At 60.4% G+C, this 18336-nt stretch carries 19 protein-coding genes; 14 read left to right on the plus strand and 5 right to left on the minus strand.

Annotation, left to right across the window (positions count from 1 at the left end; all coding sequences use genetic code 11):
• The first annotated feature begins 17 nt into the window (after nt 1-17).
• Nucleotides 18-1049: a hypothetical protein gene (locus CLV74_RS07455; RefSeq protein ID WP_146134915.1), complete on the plus strand. Its 1032-nt coding sequence runs from the start codon at nt 18-20 to the stop codon at nt 1047-1049.
• A gap of 137 nt (nt 1050-1186) precedes the next feature.
• Here the strand turns inward: CLV74_RS07455 and CLV74_RS07460 are convergent, their stop codons facing one another.
• Complete coding sequence (locus CLV74_RS07460; protein ID WP_106263612.1) at nt 1187-1510, minus strand: DUF6280 family protein; 324 nt, start codon at nt 1508-1510, stop codon at nt 1187-1189.
• Between the two features lie 225 nt (nt 1511-1735).
• Between CLV74_RS07460 and efp the strand changes: the two genes are divergently transcribed.
• Nucleotides 1736-2299, plus strand: a complete 564-nt coding sequence (gene efp, locus CLV74_RS07465) for an elongation factor P (RefSeq protein WP_106263613.1) — start codon at nt 1736-1738, stop codon at nt 2297-2299.
• Between the two features lie 99 nt (nt 2300-2398).
• Here efp and CLV74_RS07470 read toward each other — a convergent pair whose 3' ends face one another.
• The 4 genes from CLV74_RS07470 to CLV74_RS07485 form a co-directional block, all read right to left on the minus strand.
• A complete protein-coding gene (locus CLV74_RS07470) occupies nt 2399-3253 on the minus strand; it encodes a universal stress protein (protein ID WP_106263614.1) in 855 nt (284 codons plus the stop codon).
• A gap of 12 nt (nt 3254-3265) precedes the next feature.
• Entirely contained in the window at nt 3266-4753 is a 1488-nt protein-coding gene (locus tag CLV74_RS07475; protein WP_106263615.1) for a SulP family inorganic anion transporter, read from the minus strand.
• 134 nt (nt 4754-4887) lie between these two features.
• The gene (gene ygfZ / locus CLV74_RS07480; RefSeq protein ID WP_106263616.1) at nt 4888-5640 is read right to left on the minus strand and encodes a CAF17-like 4Fe-4S cluster assembly/insertion protein YgfZ; all 753 of its coding nucleotides are present in this window, start codon (nt 5638-5640) and stop codon (nt 4888-4890) included.
• 52 nt (nt 5641-5692) lie between these two features.
• A complete protein-coding gene (locus CLV74_RS07485; RefSeq protein WP_106263836.1) occupies nt 5693-6385 on the minus strand; it encodes a tyrosine-protein phosphatase in 693 nt (230 codons plus the stop codon).
• Between the two features lie 124 nt (nt 6386-6509).
• Here CLV74_RS07485 and CLV74_RS07490 point away from each other — a divergent pair, with 124 nt between their 5' ends.
• The 12 genes from CLV74_RS07490 (at nt 6510) to CLV74_RS07545 (ending at nt 18269) form a co-directional block, all read left to right on the plus strand.
• Entirely contained in the window at nt 6510-7706 is a 1197-nt protein-coding gene (locus CLV74_RS07490; protein ID WP_106263617.1) for a pyridoxal-phosphate-dependent aminotransferase family protein, read from the plus strand.
• A 130-nt stretch (nt 7707-7836) separates the two neighbouring features.
• Nucleotides 7837-8469, plus strand: coding sequence for a hypothetical protein (locus tag CLV74_RS07495; RefSeq protein WP_106263618.1), 633 nt, complete (start codon nt 7837-7839; stop codon nt 8467-8469).
• Between the two features lie 113 nt (nt 8470-8582).
• Nucleotides 8583-8987 carry a tol-pal system-associated acyl-CoA thioesterase gene (gene ybgC, locus CLV74_RS07500; RefSeq protein ID WP_106263619.1) on the plus strand — a complete coding sequence of 135 codons (405 nt, stop codon included), beginning with the start codon at nt 8583-8585 and terminating at the stop codon, nt 8985-8987.
• Between the two features lie 115 nt (nt 8988-9102).
• Nucleotides 9103-9798, plus strand: a complete 696-nt coding sequence (tolQ, locus tag CLV74_RS07505) for a protein TolQ (RefSeq protein ID WP_106263620.1) — start codon at nt 9103-9105, stop codon at nt 9796-9798.
• Between the two features lie 3 nt (nt 9799-9801).
• Nucleotides 9802-10263 (plus strand): protein TolR, encoded by a 462-nt coding sequence (gene tolR, locus CLV74_RS07510; protein WP_106263621.1) that lies wholly within the window; start codon nt 9802-9804, stop codon nt 10261-10263.
• Between the two features lie 15 nt (nt 10264-10278).
• Complete coding sequence (locus CLV74_RS07515; RefSeq protein WP_106263622.1) at nt 10279-11421, plus strand: cell envelope biogenesis protein TolA; 1143 nt, start codon at nt 10279-10281, stop codon at nt 11419-11421.
• A gap of 45 nt (nt 11422-11466) precedes the next feature.
• Nucleotides 11467-12801, plus strand: a complete 1335-nt coding sequence (gene tolB, locus CLV74_RS07520) for a Tol-Pal system beta propeller repeat protein TolB (protein WP_106263623.1) — start codon at nt 11467-11469, stop codon at nt 12799-12801.
• 65 nt (nt 12802-12866) lie between these two features.
• On the plus strand, nt 12867-13388 hold the full coding sequence (pal, locus tag CLV74_RS07525) for a peptidoglycan-associated lipoprotein Pal (protein ID WP_106263624.1): 522 nt from the start codon (nt 12867-12869) through the stop codon (nt 13386-13388).
• 33 nt (nt 13389-13421) lie between these two features.
• Entirely contained in the window at nt 13422-14270 is an 849-nt protein-coding gene (ybgF, locus tag CLV74_RS07530; RefSeq protein WP_106263625.1) for a tol-pal system protein YbgF, read from the plus strand.
• Nucleotides 14267-15508, plus strand: a complete 1242-nt coding sequence (tilS, locus tag CLV74_RS07535) for a tRNA lysidine(34) synthetase TilS (RefSeq protein WP_106263626.1) — start codon at nt 14267-14269, stop codon at nt 15506-15508. The genes ybgF and tilS overlap by 4 nt, the downstream gene beginning before the upstream one ends.
• Before the next feature lie 79 nt (nt 15509-15587).
• Complete coding sequence (ftsH, locus tag CLV74_RS07540; RefSeq protein ID WP_106263627.1) at nt 15588-17510, plus strand: ATP-dependent zinc metalloprotease FtsH; 1923 nt, start codon at nt 15588-15590, stop codon at nt 17508-17510.
• A 159-nt stretch (nt 17511-17669) separates the two neighbouring features.
• Entirely contained in the window at nt 17670-18269 is a 600-nt protein-coding gene (locus tag CLV74_RS07545; protein ID WP_106263628.1) for an MOSC domain-containing protein, read from the plus strand.
• Nucleotides 18270-18336 lie beyond the last annotated feature (67 nt).

Consider the following 18336-nt stretch of genomic DNA (forward strand, 5'->3'; position numbering starts at 1 on the left):
TTTCATTCGGAGGCACTATGTCCGAAGCTAATAGAAATCTGGATATTGAAGACGTATTGTCGTCGATCCGCCGCCTTGTTTCTGAAGACGCGCGCAAGGCCGAGAACGCCGCTTTGGCCTCGGTTCAGGGGCAGGCACCGTCGCCAGTCCCGCCCGTCAATCAGGGCGAACGACTGGTCTTGACCCCTGCGCTGCGAATCTCTGAACCCGAAGCGGTGGCAGAGCAGACAGAAGCAGCCGCAGAGATCGCGGACGTGGATGAGGCACCCTTCACCGAGGTTGAGCCGGACGTGGCAGCGATGGCCGAGGCTGAACAGGCGCTGGTCCTTGAGACCCCGTTTGCCGCGCCTGAAACGCAGGTGGAAGCGGACGAAGAAGTTGACGTCGACGTTGAAGCCCTTGCCGAAGAAGACGCTGACGAAGAAGACGCTGCCGAAGAAGTTACCGGTGATGACATCGCTGATGAAGATGTGGCCGCTATGATCGAGGCTGTGTCGGACGCCGTGACTGAGGACGCGCCCGAAGAGAGTGAGGCTTCCGAGGCGCATGACACGGTCTCGCTGCAGCAAGCCATTCACGACCTTTCCGCGGCCGTCGATCAGGATCCGTCCGATTGGGAAGCGGAAGAGGGCGACTCATTTGCTGAGACCTCGGTCTTGAAATCCTTGCCCTGGGCCGAATCTACGCCTGATGAGGAAATGAGCGTCCATGAAGGCCGTCGCAAGGATATGGCCTCAGAGATCACTGAAGGCGTGGCAGAGGCCGTGACCGACGAAGTGGTTGATAAGGTGACCCGCCCGAACTTTGATGCCCGTAAGGCCTTTACCGTGGACGCAGTGATGGAAGGCGGGCCTGATGACGAGGCAATAGAGGCTCCGGTGACTGCGGCCATTGCGACTGCACTGAATGAAGATGCGCTGCGCGAAGTGGTTGCGCGTTTGGTTCGCGAAGAGCTGCAAGGCGAGTTGGGCGAGCGGATCACCCGCAATGTCCGCAAGCTGATCCGCCGAGAGATCAACAGGGCGCTGGCCCTGCAAGAGCTGGAATAACTGGATTAGGGTAGGGGGGCTGCGGCCCCCTTTTTCATGGCCGCTCTCGGGACACGGCTGCAAACAGATGCAGGCATAGAAAAAGGGTGCGCCCCCCAGAGCGCACCCTTTTCAATTTGTCGTCCTGAGGTGAGTGCTCAGGCGGCGTCGAGTTCCAGCATAGCGGCGTTGCGACGCTCGCTTTCCTCGCGGGAGAGTGCGACAGAGGTACGAACGCCTTTGGCGACGAACTCCATCAAACCGGAGACAACCCGTTCACTGGGGTCAATACCGGCGCAGGTCAGAACTTCGCGACCGTCACGGCTGCGTGCCCAACGAGCGATCTGCTCGGGGCCATTGCCGTATTTCTTGTCGTCTGCGATCGCGTCATCCAGAGCCGCCAAAACAACCGCGGCGAAAAGTTTGCGTGCACGGTTGCCCTGTTCATTGCTGTAGGCCGTGCCGTCAACGAAATCTTTCATGTTTCGTCCTTATTGTTTTCGATCTTGTGTTTAGGGCGTGGCGCGCTTTATGACGGATTTGCGACGATTCGGGGTCCCTTATTAGGAATGCCTCCTATGCGCTGAGTGCATGGCTTGTCGTCTGGTATTCCGCTCGCGTCTGCCTTTTGCCCGTACTTGCCTTGTTGTTGTCTGACGGATATAGGAACGCGCAAACCATCCTTCAACCGCTCTTCAAGGTGTCTTATGCCCAAGATCAACGGAAACGAAATCCGTCCCGGCTACGTGCTGGAACATAACGGTGGCCTGTGGAGCGCCGTCAAAGTCGACCACGTGAAGCCCGGTAAAGGCGGCGCGTTTGCTCAGGTCGAAATGAAAAACCTGCGTAACGGTTCCAAGCTGAACGAACGCTTCCGCAGCGCCGACAAAGTGGAGCGTGTGCGTCTGGAGCAGAAGGACCAGCAGTTCCTCTATGAGACCGACGGTATGCTGGTGTTCATGGACGCGGAAACCTATGACCAGATCGAACTGCCCGCTGATCTGCTGGGCGAGCGTCGCCCCTTCCTGCAGGATGGTATGACCATCGTTGTGGAATTCCACGATGCCGAGGCTCTGAACGCGACCCTGCCCCAGAAGGTGCAGTGCAAGATCGTCGAGACCGAGCCGGTTGTTAAGGGTCAGACAGCTGCCAACAGCTTCAAGCCCGCTATTCTGGATTGCGGCGTGAAGGTCATGGTGCCCCCCTTCGTTGGTCAGGATGAAGAAATCATCGTGAACACCGAAACCTTCGAATACGTCGAACGCGCCTGATCGCTGACGCGATAAAATTCTTCGCCGAAGAATTTTAGGTTTCAGAAACTTTCTGCGAAAGTTTTTACGCCCCCACCGGAAACGGTGGGGGCTTTTTCGTTACTTCACCAGAACAATCGGCACCTTGCAGCTGCGGATCATTTCGGTGGTGGTCGAGCCGATGATCATGCTGCGGATACGGGAATGGCCATATGCCCCCATCACCAGCAGATCATAGCCATCGTGATCGGTCATCTCGCCAAGCACATTCTCGGGGCTGCCTTGGACGACCTTGGTTTCCGCTTTGTGGCCACCTGCTGCCAGCGTTGCGGTGGCGTTGGCCATGTCCTGCTCCAGATCGTCGTTGCTGGTGCCCACGGTCACGATGGTGCAGTCCAGCTCTGCAAACAGGGGATCGCGGGCGACCATGTCGATGGCCTTCATGGACGACACGCCGCCGTCATAGGCAATCAGCACCTTCTTGGGCTCTTTGAATGCGCGGTTGGCCACAAAGACGGGCTTTGAGGTGGCACGAACGATCCGCTCAAGGTTCGAGCCCAGATGCAGCTTGGCGAAATCGGCGGCCTCGCCGCGCTTGCCGATGGCCAGCATGGAGGCGCCGGCCTCGCGCTCTGATACCGTGTCGACGATGTCGCCGGTGCGCAGGCGGGCGTTCACGGTGATCTCGCCGTGCTGCTGGATGATCGCAGCGCCGTCGTCCAGCACTGCACGGCCCGTGGCTTGGGCCAGCTTGGCGCGTTGTTCGTCCAAGGCGCTCAGCTCGGCCAGCAGGGCGCTACGGGCACCCAAACGGATCGAGCCCGACAGGTCCTGCGAGGTGCTGCTTTCGCGGCGTCCCAGCACGTGTGTCAGCTCTACGTCCGCGCCGGTGCGCTTGGCGATCCAGCCCACATAGTGGCAGAGGCTCTCGGAATAGGCCGAGCCGTCGATCAGGGTGAGGATGGTGTTTGTCATCTCTGCCGCTCCTTAATGGGCCATCAGTTTGTCCATACCGCCAGGCTTGTCGTGCAGGGCCAGACGGTCGACGATGGTTTGCGAGGCTTCATTCAGGCCGATCAGTTCGACCTCTGCGCCCTCACGGCGGAATTTGAGCACAGCCATGTCCAGCGAGGCAACCGAGCTGATGTCCCAGATGTGCGCTTGGCTCACGTCGATGGTGACTTTCTCCAGCGCTTCGCGGAAGTCGAAGGCCTTCATGAAGTCCTCGGACGAGGCAAAGAACAACTGGCCTTCCACATGGTAGGTTCGGTGGCGGCCATCTGCGCTTAGCTCCGAGCGCACAGCGAAGAGCTGCGCGATCTTCCACGCGAAGAAGATGCCCGACAGCAGCACACCAGTCAGCACGCCGATGGCAAGGTTGTGGGTCCAGACAACCATCACGACGGTTGCGACCATCACAACGGACGAGGACTTCGGATGGCTGCGCAGGTCTTTCAGCGACGACCAGCTAAAGGTGCCGACCGAGACCATGATCATGATCGCCACCAGCGCGGGCATCGGGATCAGGCCGACCCAGTCCCCAAGCACCACGCAGAAGATCAGCAGCATGCCACCTGCAAAGAAGGTGGACAGACGGCCACGGCCGCCCGACTTCACGTTGATCATCGATTGGCCGATCATCGCACAGCCCGCCATGCCGCCGATAAAGCCGGTGGCAAAGTTGGCCACGCCCTGACCGATGCATTCCTGATTGCGGCTAGAGGTGGTGTCGGTCAGGTCATCTACGAGGTTCTGGGTCATCAGGGACTCCAGCAGGCCCACAGCGGCGACAGCGGCCGAGTAGGGGAAGATGATCTTCAGGGTCTCAAGGTTCAGGGGGACATCAGGCAGCAGGAACACCGGCAGGGTGTCGGGCAGGGCGCCCATGTCCGAAACGGTGCGTACGTCCCAGCCAAATGCCACGGCGGCAGCGGTCAGAACCAGAATGTTCACCAGCGGCGAAGGGATCGCTTTGGTGATGTAGGGGAAGAGGTAGATGATCCCTAGGCCTGCGGCCACCAGCGGGAAGGTCAGCCACGGCACCACATCAGGGTTTAGCTCGGGCAGCTGCGCCATGAAGATCAGGATCGCAAGCGCATTCACAAAGCCGGTCATCACAGAGCGCGACACAAAGCGCATCACATATCCTAGCTTCGCAAGACCTGCTAGAACCTGCAGCACACCGGCCAGCACGGTGGCGGCCAGCAGGTACTCAAGACCGTAGTCTCGGACCAATGTGACCATCAGAACCGCTGTCGCGGCGGTGGCCGCGCTGATCATACCCGGACGACCACCAACGATGGCGGTGATACAGGCGATCGAGAACGAGGCGTAAAGACCCACTTTGGGGTCCACACCGGCGATGATCGAGAAAGCGATGGCTTCGGGGATCAGGGCAAGGGCGACAACAAGGCCCGACAGAAGGTCGGCGCGCACGTTGCCAAACCATTGCTGGCGATAGGCAGCTAGATTCATCTCGTGTCCGCATTTTTCAGGTCCGGCCCTGCGGCGGGGCAGGGGCGGACGGTGGCAGAAAGGTGGCGCTAACAGGCCACGTCCTTAGCCGCGCGTTATAGAGAAACGAGATGAAGGGACAACCGCAGTGCAGCTTATCCTGTAACCTGTGGCACAGAAACCCGCGCGTTATCGGCCGTGAGAGGCCCATTTGCCCTGTCAAAGCGCACATAGGCGATGGCTTTGCCGCCCGCTTGGGTGAACAGGGTGCCTGCGGTTTTGCCGTCTTCGGTCAGGATTTGGGTGCCAGCGGGGGCCGCGCCTTCCACATCGACGGTCAGTAAGCCTTTGCGCAATTCGGTCTTGTGCTTCATGCGGGCGGTGACCTCTTGGCCCACATAGCAGCCCTTGCGGAAATCCACCCCGTGCAGGCGTTCAAAGCCTGCCTCAAGGATGAAGGTGTCGGGGGTTAGCTCAACGCCGGTTTCGGGGATGCAATGCGCAACGCGGATCGCATACCAATCGCTGCCATCATCGCCGCCCTCAGCGCCATAAAGACGCCAGCCAAGGGCAGGGTGGCGGGGATCGGTCAGGGCGCCTTCGGGTGCCTCACCCGTGCCGCGGCGCACTTGCAGATCGGTCTCGGTGATCTGAACATCGGCGCGCAGCTTGTACATGTTCAGGCGTTGGAACAGCGCAGCGGCCAGAGGTTCGGCTACATCCAGCAGGATCGCATCACCTTCGGGGATCAACAGGAAATCGGCCAGATACTTTCCTTGCGGGGTCAGGATCGCCGTGTAAACCGCGCCTTTATCCAGCCCGTCCACGTTATTCGTGACAAGGTTTTGCAGGAAATGGCGGGCATCTGCCCCCGTGATGCGAAAGATTTTACGCGCGTGCTCGGTCATGGAAGGCTCCTTTGCCCCAGAGGTAGGGGCAAAGCTGCGCCAGATAAAGACCTTAGCGTTGAAGCATCGGTGTTGCGTCGAATTCTTTTTGCATCGCGTTGTGGTCATATTCGGTCGCGAACCAGTCTCGGATCGGGATCGGGCCTTTTTCGTTCAGGCGCTTTTCGTAGGTGTCCAGAATGTGGTCCAGAATACCGGTTTTGGTATAGCGCTGGTGAACGAACCGCAGGGACAGTTGTTTTTTCGCCTCAGCCACTGGAACATTCTCCTGATCGATCAGGAATAGTGCACTGGCGAACCCCGCGCGGTCTGCGCCCGACTTGCAGTGCAATGCAAAGGGGCGGGGGATTTCGTCAAAAGCCTCGAAAACGGCGGCCACACGTTCGGGCTTGGGGGCTTTGCGGGCGTAAAGCTTGCGGTCCCACAGGGTGATGCCTTCTTCTTCCGTCACCTTCTTTTCATAGAGGTAATGGGCAAAGGTATCGGGTCCGCGCAGGTTCAGGATGTTGTTGATCCCACGCTTTTTTAGCGCGCGAATACGGGCCGGATAGGGCTGGTTCATGCGGAAGACACCGGGGGCGATTTCTGCCTCATTGGTCCACAGATACCGCAGGATCGCATGGTCCATCAGTTGGAAGTGGATGGCTGCGCCGATCCGCCCTTTGGGGGTCGAGATATCCTCGCCGAACGAGCGGCGCATGCGGACTTCCAAGCGGAAAATCCATTTGCGGATTTCTTTCAGCATACTGTCATCCCATTTTTTGTGCACTGCCCGTACCGTCTTGCCCGTCAAAGAGCAAGTGCGCCCTACCGATTGACGGCGCGTCGCACCCCGTTAAGGTCGCCCCCGTGTTACTACGGAGCTACGCATGAGTCTTGCCAACGGTCGTTCCCATCTGGCCATCCCCGGTCCCTCTATCATGCCCGATCGGGTCTTGCAGGCGATGCATCAGCCGGCGCCGAACATTTATGAGGGGGCGCTGGTCGAACTGACCTTTGGTCTGGTCCCCGATCTGAAGCGGGTGGCGCAGACCGAACATCACGTGGCGATGTATATTGCCAACGGTCACGGGGTCTGGGATGCGTCCCTTGCCAACACTATTGCCGCTGGTGAAAAAGTTCTGGTGCCGTCCTGTGGCCGTTTCGGTCACGGATGGGCCGAGACCGCAAAGGCGCGGGGGATCGAGGTCGAGTTGATCGACTTCGGCAAGCGCTCTCCGATGGATCTGGAGGTTGTGGCCCGTTCACTAGAGGCGGACAAAGATCACAAGATCAAGGCCGTTCTGGTGACCCATGTGGACACCGCCAGTTCCGTTCTGAATGATGTGCCTGCGATGCGGAAGCTGCTGGATGACCTGAATCATCCGGCGATGCTGTTTGCGGATTGCGTGGCCTCGATGGGGTGCGACCGGTTCGAGATGGATGCATGGGGCGTTGATCTGGCGATCACCGCCAGCCAGAAAGGTCTGATGACCCCGCCCGGAATGGGCTTTGTGTTCTTTTCGCCGAAAGCGAAAGAGGCGCGGGACCGGCTTGGCGTGATCCCCAAGTATTGGGACTGGCAAGAGCGGGCCTTCCCCGAGATGTTCTATCAGTTCTTTGGCGGCACCGCGCCGACCCATCATCTGTTCGCCCTGCGCGAGGCGCTGAACATGATGAATGAAGAGGGCATGGAGGCGATCTGGCGTCGTCACGATGTGCTGGCCCGTGCTTTGTGGGCGGCTTGTGACGCTTGGGGCGTTGGCGGTCCGCTCGAGTTGAATATCGACAATCCCGCCCATCGCAGCCGTGCGGTGACGGCCCTGCGGATTGGCAGCCCCCACGGCACGGCTTTGCGTGACTGGGTTGCGGCAAATGCCGGTGTGACCTTGGGGATCGGTCTGGGTATGGCTGAACCTGGTGATCCGGCATTCCACGGCTTCTTTCGCGTGGGGCATATGGGGCATCTGAACGCCCACGGGATGCTTGGGACCATCGGTGTGATCGAAGCCGGATTGCAGGCCCTCTCTATTCCTCATGGGGGCGGCGCGGTGGCTGCGGCTGCCGAGGTGATTGCTAAAGGGTGATCGCGGTATTCAAGGCGCGGTGCCTTTGGCGGGCGTCGCGCCGTTGAGTATTTATGCAATAAAGAAGCCGGGGTTGGCTTTGCAGGCTCCGGCGCGGTAAGAGGGCGACCGGAACAGATCGGAGGCCGCCATGACACCGCAGGAGATCGAAGCGCTATTTACCCGCAGCAGCGGAGACTATGTCTTTGCCCGTTGGGGACGCCCGTTGGCTCCGGTTGTTTTCGGGGTCGAGGATGAGACCTTGCAGGTGGTCAAAGGCGCGCTGGAAGCGGTTTGCGCTATGGCCGGTCATCAGATGGCCGAGACCGATCCCGAGCTTGGCAGCAACTTGATATTCTTTTTCTTCCGCGAGTGGGACGAGTTGCCGGAGGTTCCCAATCTGGATCAACTGGTGCCCGATCTGGTGCCGTTGGTGGCACGGCTGAAATCGGTCGATGCCAACCAGTACCGGATTTTCCGCTTTGATGAGGCAGGTGCGATCAAGGCGGCCTTTGTTTTTTTGCGGATGGATAAGGCTTTGTCATCCTTGCCCGCAGAGGCTCTGGCTTTGGGGCAGGTGGCGCAGATCATGCTGCTGTGGTCGGATGAGGCCTTCAAGAGCCGCCCCGTTTTGGCGCAGGCCAAGGGGCATATGTTGTTGCACCCCGAGATCGGCGCGGTCATCCGTGCGGCCTATGATCCGGTGATGCCGCCCGTGGCGCAGGATGCCAGCCATGCGCTGCGTCTGTTCGCCCGCGCATCTGCTGGAAATAGCGCGAACTGAGGACGTTTCGACCCGCATGAGAGGTGCCATATGATGGGGGCAACGAATTGCCTTGCGTTGTGGCTTTGGCCTTCTATGCAGGGTGTGCAAACTGACGTTAAGGACGTTCCCCTATGCCCGAGAAAACGCTCGCCCATCGTTTTGCCTGCCGTGTCTATTATGAGGACACCGATCTGGCGGGGATTGTCTATTACGCCAATTACCTGCGCTTTATCGAGCGGGCGCGGACCGAGTGGGTGCGGGGCATGGGCATCGACCAGAAACGGCTGAAAGAGGATGAGGGTATCGTCTTTGCCGTGCGCCGTTTGGAGGCGGATTACCTGAGCCCTGCCAAATTCGATGATGAGTTAGTTATAGAAACAACTCCGGAACTGGTCACAGGTGCGCGGATCGTGCTGAAACAGGATGTGAGGCGCGGCGAAGAGTTGTTGTTTTCGGCCCATGTCACCCTTGTTGCCCTGTCTGACACCGGTCATCCGGCCCGTTTGCCAGCAAACATCCGCCTGCTTTTGCATTGATTACAGTCAATCACTGCCTGTTGATGAGGGAAAGATGGCGTTTGTGCGGCAACTGCTGTAGAATCGCGTCATAACAAGCGCAAACGCGCAGGAACTTTGGCAAGAGCAGGCACTTATGGAAGCTGAAACCCTGGCTGTCGCACAGCAGATTGATTTCTCGCTGTGGGCCCTATTCGCCCGTGCAACATTTGTCGTGAAGCTGGTGATGATCCTGCTGACGGCGGCATCGTTCTGGGGCTGGTCGATCATCATTCAGAAATTCATCATCTATCGCGCTGCGCGCCGTGAGGCTGCGAAGTTCGATCAGGCCTTCTGGTCGGGCGAGCCGCTGGATGAACTATATGACAGTCTGGGGGCCGATCCCTCTGGCCGGTCCGAGCGGATTTTTGCAGCGGCGATGACCGAATGGCGCCGCAGCCATGACACCGAGGGCAAGCTGATCCCCAATGCTCAAAGCCGTATCGAGCGGAACATGAGCGTGGTGATCGCCCGTGAGGCCGAAGACCTGCAAAGCAACTTGACGTTTCTGGCCACCATCGGCTCGGTCACCCCGTTCGTGGGGCTGTTCGGGACCGTTGTCGGTATCATGAACGCCTTCATCGAGATTGCCGAAAGCCAGAACACCTCGCTGGCCGTTGTGGCCCCCGGTATCGCCGAGGCGCTGCTGGCCACCGGTCTGGGCCTTCTGGCCGCGATCCCTGCGGTGATTTTCTACAACCAGCTTAGCAGCATGTCCGATCGCCTGATCGGCGGCTACGAGGCGTTTGCGGACGAATTCTCGACCATCCTGTCGCGCCAGTTGGACGGCTGATCCATGGGCGCAGGTGTGATCAAAAAGGCCTCCGGTGGCAGTCGTCGCAGACGCAGCCGGACACAGGCCATGGCGGAAATCAACGTAACGCCCTTTGTGGACGTTATGCTGGTGCTGCTGATTATCTTCATGGTTTCGGCACCGCTGATGACCGTGGGTGTGCCGGTGGAATTGCCCCAAAGCGCCGCTGGCGCGTTGCAGGGCGAACAGGAAGAGCCGTTGACTGTCACCATGACCGCCGATGGGCGGGTGATGATCCAGAAGACGGATGTTCCCATGAACGAACTGGTTGTGCGGCTGCAGTCGATTGCGGCGGAACGCAAGAGCCGCAAGGTATTTCTGCGGGCCGATGGGGCTGTGCCCTATGCGACCGTCATGCAGGTCATGGGCGCGCTGAGCGCAGGCGGATTCCCCGATATCGGTCTGGTGACCGATACCGGCGGGCCGCGCCTTGATGGTAACTGAGGATAGGGACGCGCGGTGAAGACCGGCACCTACATTTCCGGAGCAGGACACTTCCTGCTGATCTGTTGGGCTTTGTTCGGCGGTGTGTTCAAAAGTGAACCGCTGCCGATCGATACCGCAACGGATGTGAGCCTCATTTCGCCCGAGGATTTCGCGCAGCTTGTGGCGCAGACCGCAGAGAATGCCGAACAGATCGTGCCCCAGTCCGTGCGCCCGCCCGAGGTGCCCGAACGGCCTTTGCCAACTCCTGATCCTGTGCCGGAACCCGATCCGGCGCCGGAACCTGAACCCGCGCCCGAACCTGAGCCGACACCAGAGCCGACGCCTGAGCCGGAACCTGCCCCCGAGCCGGAACCCGTGCCTGTGCAGCCTCCTGTAGAGGTTGGCTCGCCCGAGGCTCCTCCAAGCGACACGCCCGCGCCTGAAGCTGCGCCGCGCGTGGCCGATGAGGTTGTGCCGCCACCGCCGCTGGAAGCCGAGATCGCGCCTGAAGTGGCCGAGGCCGCCGACGCCGAGGTCGCTAGCCCCGAACCGGTACAGGAAGAGACCAAGCCGACGGCACCGGAAGCGGCAACCACCGAGATTGTCACCGAGGCCGAGAAACCGGCTGCGGGCATGACCACTGCGGTGCGCCCGATGGTGCGTCCGAACCGTCCGGCCCCCAAACCGGTCGAGACTGCAGCAGCAGAACCTAAGCCAGAGGCGAAGCCCGAAGCTGAAACCAAGCCTGCGCCCGCCGAAGCCCCAGCCGAGCAAACGGACGCGCTGGCCGAGGCGCTGGCCGGTGCTGTCGCTGAGGCCCTGACCGAACAACTCGCCCCCAGTCGTGCGGCAGGACCGCCGCTGACTGCGGGTGAAAAGGACGGTTTGCGGGTGGCGGTAAACACTTGCTGGTCTGTCGATATCGGCTCTCAGGCCGCCAACGTGACCGTGGTTGTGTCGATGGACATGAATCGCGACGGCACCGTGGTCGAGGGCAGTATCCAGATGCAATCGTCTTCGGGCGGTGACGGTGCAGCGGTCGAGACCGCTTTCCAGGCCGCGCGTCGTGCAATCTTGCGTTGTCAAAAAGGCGGATATCCGCTGCCTGAAGACAAATACGAGCACTGGAAACAAATTGAAATGAACTTTGACCCATCGCAGATGCGTTCGCGTTAGGGTGAGTGCGAATGGAATGATGCCTGAAAGGCTAGGGACCAAGTAATGTTGAATACTTTTGCCAAGATCGCCGCTGTGACAGCCTTTGCGCTCGCGGCACCCGTAACTTCCGCGCTGGCGCAGGGTGGCCCGCTTCGGATCGATATCACCCAAGGTGTGATCGAGCCGATGCCCGTCGCGATACCGCAATTTGTGGCCGAGACCGCCTCGGCTGCAGAGCTGGCGGCGCAGCTGACGCAAGTGGTTGCTGATGATCTGGTGGGGACGGGTCTGTTCCGCGAAATTCCCCGTGAAGCGCACATCAGCCGCGTGTCGAACTTTGGCGCGCCGGTGCAATATGCGGACTGGAAAGCGATCAACGCGCAGGCGCTGATCACCGGCGCGGTCTCGACCGACGCGAGTGGCCGCCTGATCGTGAAGTTCCGCCTGCACGACGTATTTGCCAGCACCGAAATGGGTGATGGTCTGCAATTTGCGGGCACCACCGATGGCTGGCGCCGCATGGCCCATAAGGTCTCGGATCAGGTTTACAGCCGCATCACCGGCGAAGGCCCGTATTTCGACAGCCGCGTGGTCTACGTGGCTGAACAAGGCCCCAAGGATAACCGCCAGAAGCGACTGGCAATCATGGATTATGATGGTGCGAACACCAGTTACCTGACGGGTGGCAACTCGATCGTGCTGGCACCGCGTTTCTCGCCCACGGGTGATCGGGTACTGTACACCAGCTATGAGACGGGCTTTCCGCGCATCTACGTGATGGATGTGGGCAGTGCGACCCGCCGTGCGCTGGAAGAGCAGCCCGGCACCATGAGCTTTGCCCCCCGTTTCGCGCCCGATGGCAACACGGTGATCTTCTCGCTGACCGAAGGCGGTAACACCGACATCTACAGCTTGAACCTTGCGACCGGCCAGCGTGCCCGTCTGACCAGTGCGCCCTCGATTGAGACGGCTCCCAGCTTTAGCCCTGATGGCAGCCGGATCGTGTTTGAATCGGACCGCTCGGGAAGCCAGCAGCTGTACATCATGTCCGCTGGCGGCGGTGAGCCGACCCGCATCAGCTTTGGCGCTGGCCGCTATGGCACACCCGTCTGGTCGCCCCGTGGCGATCTGGTCGCCTTCACCAAACAGAACAAGGGCCGGTTCCACATTGGCGTGATGCGCACTGATGGCAGCGAAGAGCGTCTTCTGACCGCCTCGTTCCTGGATGAAGGCCCCACTTGGTCGCCAAATGGCCGCGTGATCATGTTCACTCGTGAAACCCAAGGGGCAGGGGGCTCGTCGTCGCTGTACTCGGTGGATATTTCTGGCCGCAATCTTAAGCGCGTCACGACCCCCGGTGGTGGTTCGGACCCCGCTTGGTCGCCGCTACAACGCTAAAACGTTCCCCGAAACGCTGACCCGTGTTATATAGCTCAAAAATGAAAGAGCAGGACAAACTCACAATGAAACATTATGGCAAAATCGCTCTGATCATCTCGGCGCTGGCCCTGTCGGCTTGTGCCAAAACCAATGCGGACCGTTTCGGCGCGGAAGGTGCAGATGGCGCTTACGGTGCCAATGACGCCTATGGCGCGAATGGGGCCTATGGCGACCCCAGCAGTGTTGGTTACTTCCAGCAGGCGGTTGGTGACCGTGTGCTGTTCGAGGTGGATCAGTCGACCCTGACCGCAGCGGCACAAAGCACGCTGGACGCACAGGCCAACTGGCTGATGACCAATAACGATTACCGCGCTGTGATCGAAGGACACGCGGACGAACAGGGCACCCGTGAATACAACATCGCGCTTGGCGCACGTCGTGCGACCTCGGTCCGCGACTACCTGATCGCCAAGGGCCTTAGCCCCGCACGGATCGAGATCGTGTCCTACGGCAAGGAACGCCCCATCGCCGTTTGCAGCGAGGAAAGCTGCTACGCGCAGAACCGCCGCGCTGTGACCGTGATTGCTGGCGGTCTGTCCAGCTAAGGCTGGGGTGACGTAAATTCGAAGGAGTGTGTGATGCGTAGCAGTCTGGGTGCATTGCTGCTGTCGGCCATGCTGGCAGTTCCCGCCGTGGCGCAGGATCAAGGCGAAACACTGGCGGATATCCGTCAGCAACTGTCGGTCCTGCACGTGGACATCCAGCGCCTCAAGCGCGAGTTGTCGACCACCGGTGCTCCCGGTGGCTCGGCCCAAGGGGGATCGGTTCTGGCCCGCGTCGATGCGATCGAGGCGGAATTGCAGACCCTCACAGGCCGCGTTGAGGAACTGGGCTTTCGGGTCGAACAAGTTGTGGAAACCGGATCGAACCGTGTGAACGATCTGAACTTCCGCCTGTGCGAATTGGAGCCGAACTGCAACATCGCCACGCTGGAAGATATGCCCCGCTTGGGTGGTACACCTGCGGCGGGCGGCGGCACCCAGATCACTGCGCCCTCTGCGCCGGTCTCGCCGGTGCAGGTGGCACCCGATGCTTCTGAACTGGCCGTGGGCGAGCAGGATGACTTTGACAACGCCAGTTTGGCGATGTCGGAACAGCGCTACGAGGATGCAGCCAGCGCCTTTGGTCGCTTTGTCGAAACCTATCCCGGTAGTCCGCTGACGGCACAGGCTCAGCTTGGCCGTGCGCAGGCCCTGAAGGCTGTGGGCGATTCCCGCGAATCTGCCCGTGCCTATCTGGCGGCTTTCTCGGCGGATCCCGAAGGCCCTGACGCACCCGAGGCGCTGACCGGTCTGGGCGCCGCCCTTGGCGCGCTTGGCCAGCAAAGCGAAGCCTGCCTGACCCTCTCGGAAGTGGGCATGCGTTTCCCCGGTAGCGATGCAGAGCAAACCGCTGCTTCGGAAATGAGCAGCCTTGGCTGCTCGTGACGCCAGAAATTGAAAATGTGCTAGAGCAGCTTCGCGCTGCAGAGCAGCCCCTCGGGATCGCGGTCTCGGGGGGCTCTGATTCTATGGCCCTGATGATCTTGGCCGCTAAGGTCGGTGTCCGCGCGCATGTGGCAACTGTGGATCATCGTTTGCGTCCCGAGGCGGCTGATGAGGCACGCCATGTCGCGCAAGAGGCCGCCCGTTTGGGCTATTCCCACGATACGCTGGTCTGGACCGGTTGGGACGGGCAGGGGAACCTGCAAGACGCGGCCCGCCGCGCCCGTCGCAGGTTGCTGTCTGCTTGGGCTGCCGAGCGTGGGATCAGCACCGTTTTATTAGGCCATACGCTGGATGATCAGGCCGAAACGGTTCTGATGCGCTTGTCCCGCGCCGCTGGTGTGGATGGCCTGTCGGCCATGTCCGCGAGACGATTTGACCACGGGATGACATGGTGGCGGCCGCTGCTTGGGGTGCGCCGCGCCACGTTGCAACGAGTCTTGCGGGCAGAGGGCGTGAACTGGGTCAGTGATCCCAGCAACCAAGACGCCAAATACGCCCGTGTCCGAATGCGCCAGCTTTCGCCCGCGCTAGAACAGGCTGGCCTGTCAGGCGAGGCATTGGCCCAAGTCGCTACTCAGATGTCCGAGGCCCGCGCCGCGCTCGACCATGCAGCAGCCACCTTGGGGCAGCAAATTGTGCAGCAAAATGGCGCGGCCTTGGTGGTGCAGTCGGCTCCGTTCTGGCAGGCCCCACCCGAATTGCGTCGCCGCTTGTTCCTGATGGCTTTGGATTGGCTTGATCCGGTTGGTTATGCGCCGCGCGGCACGTCGGTTGCACAGGCGCTTGCCGATTTGCAGGCAGGCCGCGCGACCAGTCTGGCAAATGTTCTGGCCCGTCCCAGACAGCGGGCCTTGTGGCTTTATCGCACACCAGAGAGCGTTTCGGATCTGAAATGTCCCGCAACTGAAATTTGGGGCGAAAAATGGCTGGCTCGTTCTTTGTCAACCGAAACGTCCCACGCCCACGATCTGACGATGCGCGCTTTAGGACCCGATGGACTGGCCCAATTGCCGCAAACCCCTGAAAAATATCGGTTGCGCCGCGCCCTGATGGTCGAGCCATCTCTGTGGCAAGGCCCCCGTCTGGTGGCCGCGCCAACGGTTGTTCCGCACCCCGATTGGCAAATTGAATGTAAAAAGACGTGGTGCGACAACTGCGCCGGTATCTTATCGCATTGAACCTCCGACTTTACTGTCTATTTTGTGGGGAACGGCGGTGTGGTTGCCACACGGCCTCCGACTTTCAAGGAGATGACTTTTGCAAAACGCGCGTAGCATCGCATTCTGGGTCGTCCTGTTTCTGCTGGTGCTTGCCCTGTTCAATCTGTTCAGCGGCAGCGGCTCCAACATGCAGAGCCAGACGGTCAGTTATTCCGAGTTCGTGCAATCCGTCGACAGCGGCAACGTTGCGCGGGTGACACTGGACGGAGAGAACGTCCGCTTTCAGGGCAACGACGGTCGCGATTATTCGACCGTGAAACCTGGCGATGCGGAAATCACCCAGACACTGCTGGCCAAGGGCATCCCCTTTGAAGCCCGCAGTCAGGAACAAAGTGGCTTGCAGACCTTCTTGGTCTCGCTGCTGCCCTTCCTGCTGCTGATCGGCGTCTGGATTTTCTTCATGAACCGCATGCAAGGCGGCGGCGGTGGCCGCGGCGGAGCGATGGGCTTTGGCAAATCGAAGGCCAAGCTGCTGACCGAAAAGCATGGCCGCGTCACCTTTGATGACGTGGCGGGCATCGATGAAGCCAAGGAAGAACTGGAAGAGATCGTGGAATTCCTGCGCAACCCGCAGAAGTTCAGCCGTCTTGGCGGCAAGATCCCCAAAGGCGCCCTGCTTGTGGGCCCTCCGGGTACTGGTAAAACCCTGCTGGCCCGCTCGATCGCGGGTGAGGCGGGCGTTCCCTTCTTCACCATTTCGGGTTCAGACTTTGTGGAAATGTTCGTGGGTGTGGGCGCAAGCCGCGTCCGTGACATGTTCGAACAGGCGAAAAAGAACGCGCCCTGTATCGTTTTCATCGACGAGATTGACGCTGTGGGCCGCGCCCGTGGTGTCGGCATCGGCGGCGGCAACGATGAGCGTGAACAGACCCTCAACCAGCTTCTGGTCGAGATGGACGGTTTTGAGGCGAATGAAGGCGTGATCATTATCGCGGCCACCAACCGCCGCGACGTTCTGGACCCCGCTCTGCTGCGTCCTGGCCGTTTCGACCGTCAGGTCACCGTGCCGAACCCAGATATCAAAGGGCGCGAAAAAATTCTTGGCGTCCACGCCCGCAAGACCCCGCTGGGTCCTGACGTGGACCTGCGCATCATCGCGCGCGGCACCCCCGGTTTCTCGGGTGCGGATCTGGCGAACCTCGTGAACGAGGCCGCGCTGATGGCCGCCCGTGTGGGCCGCCGCTTCATCACCATGGAAGACTTCGAGAACGCGAAGGACAAAGTGATGATGGGCGCCGAGCGCCGCAGCATGGTGCTGACTGCCGACCAAAAGGAAAAGACCGCCTACCATGAGGCTGGCCATGCCGTCGTTGGTTTGGCACTGCCCCAGTGTGATCCGGTCTATAAGGCCACCATCATTCCCCGTGGCGGTGCCCTTGGGATGGTTGTCAGTCTGCCTGAAATCGACCGCCTGAACTGGCACAAGTCCGAATGTGAGGAAAAGCTGGCGATGACCATGGCGGGCAAAGCCGCCGAGATCATCAAATACGGCCCCGAGAACGTCTCGAACGGACCTGCCGGTGACATCCAGCAGGCATCGGCGCTGGCCCGTGCCATGGTCCTGCGCTGGGGCATGTCGGACAAGGTCGGCAACATCGACTACTCCGAGGCGCACGAAGGCTATTCGGGCAACACCGCAGGCCTGTCGGTCTCGGCCCACACCAAAGAGCTGATCGAGGAAGAGGTGCGTAACTTCATCCAGCGCGGCTACGACCGTGCGTTTGAAATCCTCACCCAGCAGCATGAGGAATGGGAACGTCTGGCCAAGGGGCTTCTGGAATATGAAACCCTCACCGGCGAAGAGATTGCCCGTGTCATGCGGGGCGAGCCTCCGCAGGCGCCGAACGGCAAAGACGATGACGAAGGCAACGCTTCTTCGCTGACGTCGATCCCGAAGACCCGCAGCAAGACCAAGAACACCGATGGTGACGGCGGTCTGGAACCGGAACCTTCGGCATAAGCCAATCAAAGAAAACGCCCCGCCTGATCCGCGGGGCGTTTTCCGTTTTCACCAGATATCTTTCCGGCTAAAGGTTGGAAATCGCTGCTTCTTTATTGTGTAAATACTCAAGTCGCAGCGCGTTTGGTAAGTTGAAACCTGTCATTGAGGCGCTGTCTGATGCCCGCACTAAAACCCACAGCCTTCACCGCAAAGATCACCTGGCTTGGCCATGTCCCTGATCGTGAGGCAGCCTTGGCCTCTCAGCCGCTTGAAGAGATGACGCTTGATTTCGGCGGCGTCGCGACCGAGGCCCATGCCGGTGTCACACGTCCCTCTTGCAGCCGCGTGATCTCGCAGCATCCGCGCGACACGACCATCGCCAATGTGCGCCAGCTGACCATCATGTCCGCGGAAGAGCTGGCCCTGATCGCTGAAGAGATGGGCGTTGATAGCTTTAATCCTGCTTGGGCCGGTGTCAGCATCGTGATTGAAGGCATTCCCGATTTCACCCGCGTGCCGCCTTCGTCCCGATTGCAGTCCGAGCATGGCACCACCATTGTCATCGATATGGAGAACCGCCCCTGTCATCTGCCCGCGCGCGAGATTGAAAAAGACGCTGAAGGGGCAGGGGGCAAATTCAAAGCCGCCGCAAAGCACCGTCGCGGCGTGACCGCTTGGGTCGAACGCCCCGGTACCCTGCGCATCGGCGATACAGTGCGCTTGCATATCCCTGACCAGCCGGTCTGGCCGCACCTTGAGGATGCACTCGGCGACTAAGCCGCCGCTCGCGCGCTGGAATAGGTCGTATTTGGTCAAAGAATCCGGCGCACTTCGGACCTATTCT

It is taken from the genome of Donghicola tyrosinivorans (assembly GCF_003003355.1).
In the GTDB taxonomy this organism is placed as follows: domain Bacteria; phylum Pseudomonadota; class Alphaproteobacteria; order Rhodobacterales; family Rhodobacteraceae; genus Donghicola; species Donghicola tyrosinivorans.